The sequence below is a fragment of the Vibrio sp. PSi01 genome, from assembly GCF_054960695.1.
The window spans coordinates 635,368-648,165 of sequence record NZ_JBHNYN010000001.1 but is presented as its reverse complement, the minus strand read 5'-3'; the positions used below and the strand labels follow the sequence as shown (position 1 = coordinate 648,165).

Sequence of the window (12,798 nt, the reverse complement as noted above, 5' to 3'; positions counted from 1 at the left end):
TTTTGCCTATTGCTCAGTAAAATTACTGTAATTGAAGGTAATTTTGCGTTTTACCTAATGGAATGGTTCAACAGTGTGAGACGAAATGATGCTTAAACCTAGCGATACATGGAATTGGTATTACGATGAGCAGCAATGTTCATTAATGCTAAGCCTCGGAGAGGATATGATTTTCAAAACGAATCTGGTCCGCAATAAGCTGGTGGACTGCGCGTTTAGAGATAATGAATTCACCGTTGATGACGCATCCTCATACCAAACCTTCAAAGAACAAATTTCTGGCTTAGAACTGTCTGAGCCTCGTCAAGCTGAACTTGCACTTTATTGTGTGGCAGCAAAGCGCTTCCACAAGCCTGTGCAGCCTAAGAGTTGGTTTTTCGACTCACAAGGTACAGGCCATGAACACCCTCAAGAAGGGGACATAGTACAAATGAGTAACGAGCATAGCTTAGGTTACTTCATCGTACTAGAAGTGGGAGAGTGTGCGAGCCTATGTGCTTTTGTAGACCTAGAAGAGTTCTTACTTACCCCTTCAAAAGGACTTCGATTTGGTGACTCTATTAAGGTGATGCATGACAGAATGGTAAACGCGAACGCTATTCTTCATCACGGCCACATAGCGATGGTCGGTTAAGCTCCAATCTAGAGCATTATTTCTAGCACATATTACAGCGCACAATTCACAAAACCTTCCTCAGAATCGGCTTAATAGCCGATTTTTTTGTGCCTAAAAAACCTCATTCTGATAAATACATCACCTGTTATCCATTTAAATAGTGAACACTCGACTATTTTTTCGCCTTAATTCCTGCCTGTTTTTATCACCAAAAGTGTAAATAACTCTAATTTATTCCTTGTTTATTGTCATTTGTAGCTAACTTTCACTCATAAGTTTAACCTGGTATATACCAATTTTGATGTGAATATAAATTCAAATCACCACTTTGGGCGATGTTAGGTCACAAATCATGTTGGTTTAGTAAGTCTTATGTCCTAAGGGAATGTGGGTAAGCGATCGCTTCGACACTGTGCACTTGCTAGCCAGTTAGTCGAAAGATTCAATGAAAAGACGAGTTTAGTGTGATGCTCTGGTAATAAATTCAGGTATAATCGAGCTCATTTTTATCAATAAAAGAACACTATGAATCAATATCTAGCGGTTACCTCAAATGGCCTTGAGAATTTATTAGTTGAAGAACTAACCCAACTAGGGATTACAAACGCAAAACCTGTTCAAGCAGGTGTTAAATTCAAAGCCACCAATGAGCAAATTTATCGTTGTTGTTTGTGGAGCCGTTTGGCTTCTCGATTTGTACGTGTCCTTTCTGAATTCACTTGTATGGACGACATGGATTTGTACCTATCAACCACAGCGGTTAACTGGGTAAATCAATTCCATAGCTCTAAGCGTTTTGTTGTTGACTTCAATGGTACGAACAACGAAATCCGTAATAGCCAATACGGTGCGATGAAAGTAAAAGATGCCGTTGTTGATTGCTTTGAGAAGAAGTCTTTACCTCGTCCTTCTATTAGCAAAGAGAACCCAGACATTCGTATCCACGTTCGTTTACACCGTGATAAAGCGATTCTTGGTGTTGATATGGTAGGTAGCGGTCTTCACCAACGTGGTTACCGTCCTGAATCAGGTCGAGCACCACTACGTGAAACTCTTGCTGCCGCGATTCTTCTTCGTAGTGGTTGGGACGCAACTAAGCCTTTCCTAGATCCAATGTGTGGTTCAGGTACGTTAGTGATTGAAGCGGCGATGATGGCTGCAAACATGGCTCCAGGTGTTAAACGTCAGAAGTGGTGTTTTGAATCACTAGAAGATTTCGAACCAGAACTATGGGCTGAAGTGAAAGCTGAAGCGAACGTTCAAGGTCGTCGTGGTGTTAAGAAAGTGGAATGTAAGTTCTATGGCTACGACAATGATGAACGTATGATCAAAACTGCGCGTGACAATGCTCGTCGTGCCGGTGTTGAAGAGTTGATTGAATTCGAAGTAGGCGATGCTGCAAAGCTTAAGCGTCCTACAGAGTTTACTGATGGTGTGATTGTTTCTAACCCGCCTTACGGTGAACGTCTTGGTACCGAGCCGGGTCTTATTGCTCTTTACACAGCATTCGGCGCGCAGCTTAAAGCTGAATTTGGTGGCTGTAACGCGTCTATCTTTTCTAGTTCAGACGAACTACTTAGCTGTTTACGCATGCGCGCAGAAAAACAGTTCAAATTGAACAACGGTGCGTTACCGTGTCACCAAAAAAACTATTCAATTTCAGATCGTCCGATGTCAGAACGTCCAACGGGCGAGCAAGAACAGCTGATTGCGCCTGATTTCGCAAACCGTCTTAAAAAGAACATCGGTAAAATTGGCAAGTGGGCTAAGAAAGAGCAATTAGATTGCTACCGTATCTATGATGCTGACTTACCAGAATACAATGTAGCGATTGATGTATACCCAGGCCACCTTGTGATTCAAGAATACGCAGCGCCTAAAGATGTACCAGAAGATAAAGCAAAGCGCCGTCTAACCGACATTATCCGTGCTTCTATTCAAGTAACGGGCGTTGAAGCAAACAACGTGGTTCTTAAGGTTCGTCAGAAGCAGAAAGGCCGTTCTCAATATCAAAAAATGGCTCAAGATTCATCTAACCTAGAAGTGAACGAGTACGGCGTTAAACTCATTGTTAATCTTCATGATTACTTAGATACAGGCTTGTTCTTAGACCATAAGGTCACTCGTCGTCGTATCGGTGAGATGGCTGCAGGTAAAGATTTCCTAAACCTGTTTGCTTACACTGGCAGTGCATCTGTGCATGCTGCAGTAGGTGGCGCACGCTCTACAACAACGGTTGACATGTCGAATACCTACCTTGAGTGGGCAAAACAGAACATGGAGCTTAATGGTCGTGTTGGTCGTCAACATCAGTTTGTGCAAGCTGACTGCTTACAATGGTTGGTTAAAGAGCAGGGTTCTTACGATCTGATCTTTATTGATCCACCTACGTTCTCAAACTCTAAGCGTATGGATCAATCTTTCGATGTTCAACGTGATCACATTCAGTTGATGGAAAACCTTAAGCGTCTTCTTCGTGAAGAAGGTACGATTGTGTTTTCCAACAACAAGCGTCACTTTAAGATGGATCTAGAAGGTCTAGAAGCGTTAGGTCTTAAAGCTCAGAATATCTCAGCTAAGACGCTTCCATTAGATTTCTCTCGTAATAAGCATATTCATAACTGCTGGTTGATTACACACAAATAATCAAAGAGATTGTATAAGGATATAGAGTGCTGACTCTCTACAGTACAGAAGGGTGCCATCTATGTGAGATGGCATTCAAACTCACGGAACAGTTAAACATTAGCCATCACGTCAACGTTGTCGACATTGCATTTGATGATGAGCTCTTTTCCCGTTACGGGGTCACTATTCCGGTGCTCAAATTTGAAAGCTCTGACTTCTCTCAAAGCTCAGAGCTTAACTGGCCATTTGGCTTGTTAGAACTTAATGATTGGTTAAAAAAGAATGGCATTACTTACAATTCATAACGGGCAATTAGCGTTTGGCGATCACCCGTTATTAGATCGTGCGGACTTTGCACTGCAAGAAAATGAACGTGTGTGTTTAGTAGGGCGCAATGGCGCGGGTAAGTCTACGTTGATGAAGATCCTGTCAGGGAATATCATCATGGACGACGGTAAGATGCAAATCACACAAGATGTAGTTGTATCTCGCTTAGAGCAAGATCCCCCGCGTAATGAGCAAGGTACCGTCTATGACTACGTTGCTGGTGGCTTAGCTGAAATTGGCGAGCAACTGAAGATCTATCATGATCTTTTGGATCTCATTGGTACTGACCCAAGTGAAAAGAACCTAAACCGTCTTACTCGTGTTCAAGAGCAGTTAGATCACGCAAACGCATGGCGTTTCGAAGATCGTGTAAGTAACGTAATGGCGGCGCTTAAGCTGACTGCTGAAACCAAACTGACCGATTTGTCTGGTGGTTGGCAACGTAAAGCTGCGCTTGCGCGTGCATTAGTGTGTGATCCAGACGTTCTACTTCTAGACGAACCGACTAACCACTTGGATGTTGCAACTATTGAATGGTTAGAAGGCTTCCTGAAAGACTTCCGTGGTTCAATCATCTTTATCTCGCATGACCGTGCGTTCATTAAATCGATGGCAACACGTATCGTTGATCTTGATCGCGGTAAACTGAGCTCTTTCCCGGGGGATTACGAAAACTACCTATTAGAGAAAGAAGAAGCGTTGCGTGTTGAGGAAATGCAGAACGCTGAATTTGATAAAAAGCTTGCTCAAGAAGAAGTTTGGATTCGTCAGGGTATCAAAGCTCGTCGAACTCGTAACGAAGGCCGTGTGCGTGCTCTCAAGAAGCTGCGTGAAGAACGTATCAATCGTCGTGAAGTGCAGGGTAAAGCGGTTATCCAGATTGATGATGGTCAACGCTCAGGCAAGATTGTATTCGAAGCAGAAAATCTTAACTTTGGTTTTGAAGGCAAAGAGATTGTTAAAGACTTTAGCTTCAACATCATGCGTGGTGATCGTATTGCTCTGATCGGTCCTAATGGCTGTGGTAAGAGTACGGTGCTTAAACTGCTTCTTGATCAACTTAAGCCAGATTCAGGTCGCCTGCATTGTGGTACTAAGCTGGAAGTGGCTTACTTCGACCAATATCGTGAAATCCTAGACCCTGAGAAGTCTGTAATTGATAATCTAGCGGATGGTAAGCAAGAAGTGACAGTAGGCGGCCGTGAGCGCCATGCACTGAGTTACCTGCAAGATTTCTTATTCTCTCCTAAACGTGCTCGTACTCCTGTAAAGGCACTATCTGGTGGTGAGAAAAACCGTCTGTTATTAGCTCGTATCTTCCTTAAGTCGAACAACTTATTGATTCTCGATGAGCCGACCAACGATCTAGATATAGAAACTTTGGAACTTTTAGAAGATTTGCTTGCCAACTATCAGGGTACACTTCTTTTAGTGAGCCACGATCGTCAGTTTGTTGATAATACGGTGATGACAAGTTGGATCTTTGAAGGTAATGGCGTTATTGAAGAATTTGTTGGTGGTTACCATGATGCCCAGCAGCAAAGAAAGCAGGCATTAGAGTACCGACAGGTTGAAAAGCCATCAAAGCCCGAGAAAGTAGTTGAGGAAACTCCCAAAACTGCGCCAGTTAAGGCTAAACCTAAGAAGTTATCGTATAAGCTACAACGAGAACTAGAAGCGCTACCAATGCGTTTAGAAGAATTGGAAACTCAAATTGAAACTCTTCAGGAAGAAGTCAACGATCCCAGCTTCTTTTCAAAATCTGTAGAGCAGACACAACCAGTTTTAGATAAGCTATCTGCAGCAGAGCAGGAGCTTGAAGTTGCTTTTGAGCGCTGGGAAGAGCTCGAGGCACTACAACAGGAAAGTTAAGAAGTAATAATGACTTGTACTAAATTTAAATTAACTACAGTTGCAGCATTAGTTTTAGCTGCAACTAATGCCAATGCTGCGCTTTACAAGGTCGTTGAAGTCACTCCTTCAATTACAGGTGCCTCTGAAATCTATGGTGTGGCGATTCAACCTGGTGTTGCGACAGACGGAACGAATGAGCTTGCGTTAGGTTGCTTCGATTCAGCTGCAACCAACTGTACCGATAGTGCATTTAAACTTGCTGGTGAGACTCGCGATACGCTTGAAGCGGTAAGTTATCGTGAAGAAGTACCATTCGCAATGGATGCACCATTTCAGTACATTCAAGAGAGTGATGATTTCGAAAACTATTGTTATCGAGAGCTGAGATATTCTACATGTGAAAGTTGGGCTGAAAACCGTTGGAATGACACTTGGAGTAAGGAAAGAAATGACCTTACTCACGTAAATGCGAAAGCGTTTGTTGAAGGTGGGGATACTTTTGAAACTCGCAATACGGTAATCAATTCTTTAGATGAGAATGCCCAACCTGTGGGGATCAAATCCAAAGATGATATTCGCAATAATGCATTGTTTACGACGACAGCGGCGCCAACTGGAGCTTCAGAAACTCGTGCTTGGAAAGCGATAACGGCAAGCAACGGTACCGTTTACAATGTAGGTAGTATCTCTGAAGAGTTTGATCCGACTGACACTTCTGAACCAGATAAGGCGTTTGCTTCTAAAGCGGCAATTTGGGATGGCACAACAACAAAAGAAATTGATTGGGTAAGAAGTGGTAATGCCCAACAAGGCGATTATTTTGCTCAAGGCAGTATGCGTTCAATTGTTGAGTCGAGTTCGATCTTTTATGGTGTCGGTTACAACACTGTAGATGGGAATGGCGACCTTCAAGACATGAACGCAAGTGTTTTTGTTAGTGATTCATTAGACATTTCAGGCTCTTGGTCAACGAAAGTTATTAGCGGTGCAGAGGTTAAGTCTGGTTCATCTAACGATGATGCAAGATACAGTAACTCCGTTGCTACTGACATCAACGATAACTTGTTTGCTGTGGGTTATTCTAAGCGTAATGGTTTTGTACCAGAGAGCGGTAGTGCAGGTAACAAGATTTTCGTTGTTACGGATGCATCTGCAGTGACTCCGACGGCAACATACCTGTCTGGTGGTATTTTCTTTGGTGGCTCAAGTGGTGAAGCTAAAGCCGTTAACAACTTCAATGAGTTTGTCGGTCAAATAGATGCAGAAACCACTCGTGAGGTTGATGGTAGTGAGCGTAGACATAGAGGCTTTATCTACCCATACAATGTCGACTCCTCGAAAGATGAGCGTCGTGTAGACATCTTTAATGGCCAAGCTTGGTGGTTAGATGATCTAACAAATGACGGCAACGCGTCTGGAGATAACAACAAGTTCAGAATTATTGATGCTTCCGATATCAATGATGCAGGTGTGATCTCAGCTACAGCTATCAAGTGTACCGTTGGTGGAACAACACAACCATACGATACAACGTCACATAACTCGTATTGTGGCGGTGCAGCAACTAATGCAGTTGAAGAGGTTGTTGCTGTTAAGTTGATTCCTATCGCTGGTAAAGGTAAAGCCGATATCCAAACTCGCAGCGCTGATACAGAAAAAGTTGATCGTCAAGGCGGTAGTCTAGGTTGGTTAACTTTGACTGTTCTTGGTCTATTAGGGTTCCGTAGAAAATTTAAATAATTTTATCTCTTGAGCCCGAGTTCACATTTCTGAATTCGGGCTTTTTTTCGCCTTGAGAAAAGTAAAAAATTGTTCGATTCTTAAAGTTGGAGTCACAAAAACTCCGCTAAGTTGTAATCATTGTATGTTAGTAAATCAACACCCGTATGAGGACTGCACTATGAAGAGACAAAAGCGTGATCGACTAGAACGAGCACAATCTCAAGGCTACAAAGCTGGTTTAAATGGTAGGTCGCAAGAAGCTTGCCCATACAGCCAAATGGATTCTCGGTCTTATTGGTTAGGTGGTTGGCGTGATGCCAAAGATGATAAAAATGCAGGACTCTATAAATAGATAGGGCGCAAAGAATTCAAGGTCAAGGCTCCATTGTTGATTGAAACATTGGAGCCTTGTTAGTTTCAGACGAGTGCTAAGCTCCCCAGAGCTATAAAGTATTATAGTTTCGCTATCACAAGAGCGTTTTGCTGGTGGATTTAACTTATTTCATATTTAGGTCTAGGTACCCTGATGCACTATAACTGAATTTATTGGAGCAAAAATAAAGCAGCCTTTGGCTGCTTTATTAAAATACATCAAGCCGATTAGAACGCTGACGTATCTTGGAAAAGGCCAACTTTCAAGTCTTTAGCAACATAGATCTCTTTACCATCAACAAGTACGCGACCATCAGCAAGGCCCATAACTAGGCGACGGTTAACAACACGCTTCATGTGGATCTCGTAAGTTACTTTTTTCGCTGTAGGTAGAATTTGACCTGTGAATTTCACTTCGCCTACACCTAAAGCTCGGCCTTTACCTTTGCCGCCAACCCAACCAAGGTAGAAGCCAACAAGCTGCCACATTGCGTCAAGGCCTAGACAACCAGGCATTACTGGATCACCAGGGAAGTGACAGTCGAAGAACCATAGGTCAGGAGTAATATCCAGTTCAGCAAGAATCAAACCTTTACCGAAATCACCTTCAGTTTCAGACATTTTAGTGATGCGATCCATCATCAACATGTTCGGTGCTGGTAGTTGAGGACCTTCTGGCCATAGTTCGCCTTGGCTTGATGCTAGAAGATCTTCGCGAGTGTAAGAATCACGTTTGTTTTGCATTATCAATTACTCCGATTTTTGATAGGTGCATATTAGTGAACAGGTGTACGCTAAACAAGTCCGATCAGTACTAGACAAACCAGTTTTTGATGCGTCCAACAATTCCAATAGGGTGCTCATGTCTTTCAAAGTTTTCAATACGTTCCGCGATTTTACTCAGAACGCTTTCTTGTTCATCGTCTCTAAATGGTTTGTTCATAATCAGAGGAATCGCTTCATCTACATTAGAAACAGACCAAATATGGAATTCTTCATTTTTGATGCTTTCAATAAGGTCAGGTTTAAGAGCCAGATGCCTTAAGTTAGATTTTGGAAGGATCACGCCTTGCTCGCCGGTTAAGCCATTGTGCTTACACACATGATAGAATCCTTCGATTTTCTCGTTTAACCCACCAACCGCTTGTACACGACCAAACTGATCGACAGCCCCTGTTACCGCAATATGCTGATTGATAGGGTACTCAGAAAGCGCACTCACTAGAGAGCACAGTTCAGCAAGAGAAGCGCTATCGCCATCAACTTCACAATACGACTGTTCAAACACCACAGAAGCTGCGTACGGCAGGGGATCTTCAAGGTTTAGTGCACTGCTAACAAAAGCTTGCATGATCATCATCCCTTTAGCGTGCAGGTTACCACCAAGCTCAGCTTTACGTTCAACGTCAGCAATGTCGCCATCACCGAAGTGAATAACACAAGAAATACGAGCGGGTTCCCCATAAGAGACAGGGTGTCCAGGCACATCGATAACAGTTAATCCATTTACTTGACCAACTTGTTCACCTTCAGTTTCGATAATGACCTGTCCATCTCGAATATCATCAAGAGCGCGTTCAGGTAGATACGACTCTCGGTTATATTTGTGTTGTAATGCTTGTTGGATATGGTGAATATCAATCTCACCGTTGCTCGCTTCCACGAGTGCTTCGTTCAATAGCGCATTGTGCCAAATTGGGCACAGCGGGATATAACTTTGATCTTCAGTTTCTCTTGCTCCGGCGGTAAGAATCCCCGTCAACGCTTGCTGTGTGATGTTAGGTAATTCATAGCGTTGCTGAAGCCACTTTAGATATCCAAGATATTGCGTCAAAGTGTCTTGTGAAAGCTTGATGTCTTGCTCAATTTCACTGAACAGGCAAAACCCTGTTTGAATATCACTGTCGAGATAATCAAGGTCACCTAATTGGGCTCTGTCTCCAACAACAATGAGTTTAATGTTGTAGGCAAGGGGTAAAGTAGGTGATTGATTTAAGTGTTCAGGATTACTACTGACCGGCTCTACAGCTTCACCAAGCAGGGCTGATTTTAGCAACAACCAGCTTCCAGGATTCGCTAAGATCAAGTTAGCTGAAACGATCAAATAGCCGTTGTTTGCTCTTGCGAGTAAGCCGGGTTTTGTCACGATGACTTTACCGTCTTTTGATTGAACTTGATCAAACAAAGAAACAGCATTTAAAGATTCGGTTTTTATAACCGGCAGAGTGTGATCATCTAATGCAGTGACTAAAGATTCAACAATCATTTGACGATAGATTGAGTTGTCCTGGGCGTTTACAAGTAAAACACGCGAAAGGTTGGACAAGCGGACAAAGCGGGTTAGCGCATCGTTAAATCGATGTTGAATGTCTGAAAATGGGAAAGGCGAGATGTCAGGGAATTGCTCTAATTGAGCACTATATTCGTCATACTGAGGCGTTACATGTCGCCAATCTACTTGAGTCATTTAGGTTTCTGATTATGGTAATAAGGTACGGAGTATATAGAAAAACCGATCTCGCTTGTAGCTCTATGTTGTAGTTACTAATCACTAAGCTAATATAAGTATGATCTTGGTCTATTCTTTCAAGACAATAATTGTTAATTAGCCCGCTTTGGGTTACGCTGTCACTAGGTTTTACACTCGAGATTAGACATGAAATATCAGCAACTTGAAAACTTGGAATGTGGTTGGAAATGGAACTATTTGGTCAAGAAATGGAAAGAAGGCGAATCGATCACTTGCCATATTGATTCAAGCGAAGCTGACGTTGCTGTACAAGCCTTATTGAAGCTTGAACACCAACCTACAGGCGTTCTCGAATGGATCTCTAACAACATGTCTCCTGAGCTCGATAACAAGCTTAAACAAGCGATCAGAGCGAAGCGAAAACGCCATTTCAATGCTGAACAAGTTCACACAAAAAAGAAATCAATCGACCTTGATTACCGCGTCTGGGAAAAGTTATCTCAACGCGCGAACGAATTGGGCTGCACGTTATCGGATGCCATTGAATACCTTGTGAGCGAAGCCTCTCGTAGTGAGCAGGCTAGTAAGACAGTAACAAGCCTTAAAGAAGACTTGAGTAAACTTCTTTCTGACGACAAGTAATCATCAATAAGTGGTGACATTATGATGTATGTAATCTTAATCGGTGCAGTCTTGGTTTTTTGGTTAGTGGCAATAGATAGACCCGTGTTGAAAATCAAATTCAACGACGGCGTTATTGAACAGGTTAAAGGTCATCTTCCTCCGAGTTTTAAGCATAACCTTCAAGAAATTGGTAATAACAACGCCTTTAAAGGTGAACTAAAAGTGTACGCAAAACGCTCTGGCTATAATCTTAAGTTCACTAAAGAGGTACCTAAAAATGTTCAACAACGTATTCGTAACGTGTTTCCGCACAACGGCTTCAAGTCTAGAGGTTCAAAGAAAGCGTAATTGTCGAAAATTGAGCCTCGGTTGGTGAATAGCCATACTTAGTTAGTCCTCAATTTATCTCAATTACTTGCATACTGTTCTCCAACTTAATAATTGAGACCAGTATGAAATACCTAATATTCTTTTTTTATTTCTTATCCTTACACGTACTCAGCGATGATGCATTGACTAATCCAGTAGCAAAGAAGATTAAAGCGACTGTCATCAAAGGAGTCAGCAAGAGCAATGTTGACGTAGTGGGCTATTGCGACCTGATGATTGAGATGAAGCATTTCAAAGGCTATACAAGAATCAAAAGAGTAAGAACATCGGGCGATCCTCAAATCTGTAAACAGGCCAAAAAGCATTTACCAAAAAAGAAAAAGTACAAATACAGCTTTCCTGAGAAGTTTATCCGGTTACATATCACAGAATGATAGCTATAACGCACTATAACTAGATAACCTTAATTTAATTGAAACAATTTCGTGAACCAATCTCTGATTTCCATTAATATTAGTTTTATTATAAAGGCAGAATATGCAGACGGAAAACACTTAGGGCAAAGGAAAGTCACGGTTGTTGTTAGCAAATAAAAATTACACTCCGGAAGTCATTGAGATTTCTAGAAAGGTCTCAATTAATATTGAGGCTCGCTTTAATCGATGGTTAATCTCTCCAGAGTATAAGCTTGAGCAAGCCACAGTAGACACATTACTGAGTTTAGAAAATCGATACTGTGATAGCGTCATATTCGATGAGTGTGACCGAATATCTCACAATCAACGTGTTTTGCTGCGTTGTGAGCAGGACAGAGTTAATGCACATCGAGAGAAAGTCGTCGCGAAGCAACAAACATTGCGATACGTTATCGATGATGTGAGCAATGTAGCCTCAGCTCTGATGCTGGAAAAGCTTCAAAGCACCTTAATAAGTTCTTTGTTTTCTGATCTACCAGATTACAATCAATTCGCTAGTACTGCTTATTCGCCATCCTTAAATTTTTCTAAGCTCCATGAGATATCGGCCAAAAGTAGGTCATTGAGCTCAAGCTTAATAGAGTTTGTTTCTAACCGTGAATTCACAGACAAGTACGGTAAGAAAGCAAAGGTCATTCTTGACCCCAAAGTTGCAGCACGACAGATAGGTATTGAAAATTGCCGTTTATTGTTTCCTTTACTGATGAGCCAGCAGCTTATCAAGTGGAATGATGGCAATATTAAACATATCGTCCCTAAGGTCTGGCAACATCTAGTAGTAACGTCAAACGTGACGCGACTTCGACTTCAAGAAACCTCAGTAAAAGAGCCTAATGTTGGTATTCTTCTTGGTGTGTTGAGAGTGCTGCCTTTGTTCTTAATTTGTAACCACTTTTCTTCAACGTTTGAAGATGCACTAGTGAAAACTATGTTGGGTTACCGAGATGCAAGTGACAAGCATGATGAATATTACGCTTGCACTGAAGTACTACCAAACACACAGTTTCTTGAGGCTATGGTAGAGCAATTGGAACTCAAATTACTTAAAAATCTTGTTGATTTCATTGACTGGAGCCCAAGTAACCAATTTATAAAGCGTGCGCTTCTTGAGGAAGTTAATGATATTCCTGCTCTTGAACGAACGGTTTATGGCGCAGCACTGGCTCAAGGAAGGAAGTTTTCTATATATGAGGCGTTAGATAATAGTGATTTGTTCAACGCTAAACATCGCCCGTATTGGTTCTCTACAGTGCAAATGGCAGCGGCGACGATTAGCCAGGTACAAAGCAAAGTTCCAGGCAAGTTAACGACTCATATGTAGGTGTAGAAAACCAAAAGAGCCACAATTTATGTGGCGATTATTGTTGCGGTGTAACTTT

Annotated in this window: 12 protein-coding genes; 10 read left to right on the top strand and 2 right to left on the bottom strand. The window is 42.0% G+C overall.

Annotated features, from left to right (window positions below; all coding sequences use genetic code 11):
• The first annotated feature begins 85 nt into the window (after positions 1-85).
• The 6 genes from ACFI6G_RS03010 (at position 86) to rmf (ending at position 7,499) form a co-directional block, all read left to right on the top strand.
• Positions 86-634 carry a cell division protein ZapC gene (locus ACFI6G_RS03010; protein ID WP_016767709.1) on the top strand — a complete coding sequence of 183 codons (549 nt, stop codon included), beginning with the start codon at positions 86-88 and terminating at the stop codon, positions 632-634.
• Between the two features lie 507 nt (positions 635-1,141).
• On the top strand, positions 1,142-3,262 hold the full coding sequence (rlmKL, locus tag ACFI6G_RS03005) for a bifunctional 23S rRNA (guanine(2069)-N(7))-methyltransferase RlmK/23S rRNA (guanine(2445)-N(2))-methyltransferase RlmL (protein ID WP_016767710.1): 2,121 nt from the start codon (positions 1,142-1,144) through the stop codon (positions 3,260-3,262).
• A gap of 26 nt (positions 3,263-3,288) precedes the next feature.
• Positions 3,289-3,549, top strand: a complete 261-nt coding sequence (locus tag ACFI6G_RS03000) for a glutaredoxin family protein (protein ID WP_012603885.1) — start codon at positions 3,289-3,291, stop codon at positions 3,547-3,549.
• The gene (locus ACFI6G_RS02995) at positions 3,527-5,443 is read left to right on the top strand and encodes an ABC transporter ATP-binding protein (RefSeq protein WP_016767711.1); all 1,917 of its coding nucleotides are present in this window, start codon (positions 3,527-3,529) and stop codon (positions 5,441-5,443) included. The genes ACFI6G_RS03000 and ACFI6G_RS02995 overlap by 23 nt, the downstream gene beginning before the upstream one ends.
• Before the next feature lie 9 nt (positions 5,444-5,452).
• A complete protein-coding gene (locus tag ACFI6G_RS02990; protein ID WP_462710133.1) occupies positions 5,453-7,165 on the top strand; it encodes a DUF3466 family protein in 1,713 nt (570 codons plus the stop codon).
• 160 nt (positions 7,166-7,325) lie between these two features.
• Positions 7,326-7,499: a ribosome modulation factor gene (rmf, locus tag ACFI6G_RS02985; RefSeq protein WP_016767713.1), complete on the top strand. Its 174-nt coding sequence runs from the start codon at positions 7,326-7,328 to the stop codon at positions 7,497-7,499.
• 248 nt (positions 7,500-7,747) lie between these two features.
• Here rmf and fabA read toward each other — a convergent pair whose 3' ends face one another.
• Entirely contained in the window at positions 7,748-8,263 is a 516-nt protein-coding gene (fabA, locus tag ACFI6G_RS02980) for a bifunctional 3-hydroxydecanoyl-ACP dehydratase/trans-2-decenoyl-ACP isomerase (RefSeq protein ID WP_010440782.1), read from the bottom strand.
• Between the two features lie 70 nt (positions 8,264-8,333).
• Positions 8,334-9,986 carry an AAA family ATPase gene (locus ACFI6G_RS02975; RefSeq protein ID WP_010440784.1) on the bottom strand — a complete coding sequence of 551 codons (1,653 nt, stop codon included), beginning with the start codon at positions 9,984-9,986 and terminating at the stop codon, positions 8,334-8,336.
• Between the two features lie 189 nt (positions 9,987-10,175).
• Between ACFI6G_RS02975 and matP the strand changes: the two genes are divergently transcribed.
• The 4 genes from matP to ACFI6G_RS02955 all read left to right on the top strand — a co-directional run bounded on the left by matP (position 10,176) and on the right by ACFI6G_RS02955 (position 12,740).
• On the top strand, positions 10,176-10,631 hold the full coding sequence (gene matP / locus ACFI6G_RS02970; RefSeq protein WP_010440786.1) for a macrodomain Ter protein MatP: 456 nt from the start codon (positions 10,176-10,178) through the stop codon (positions 10,629-10,631).
• A 21-nt stretch (positions 10,632-10,652) separates the two neighbouring features.
• Complete coding sequence (locus tag ACFI6G_RS02965; protein ID WP_010440789.1) at positions 10,653-10,961, top strand: DUF3634 family protein; 309 nt, start codon at positions 10,653-10,655, stop codon at positions 10,959-10,961.
• A gap of 104 nt (positions 10,962-11,065) precedes the next feature.
• Entirely contained in the window at positions 11,066-11,377 is a 312-nt protein-coding gene (locus ACFI6G_RS02960; RefSeq protein WP_010440791.1) for a hypothetical protein, read from the top strand.
• Positions 11,378-11,519: 142 nt separating this feature from the next.
• Positions 11,520-12,740: a hypothetical protein gene (locus ACFI6G_RS02955; RefSeq protein ID WP_016767715.1), complete on the top strand. Its 1,221-nt coding sequence runs from the start codon at positions 11,520-11,522 to the stop codon at positions 12,738-12,740.
• Positions 12,741-12,798 lie beyond the last annotated feature (58 nt).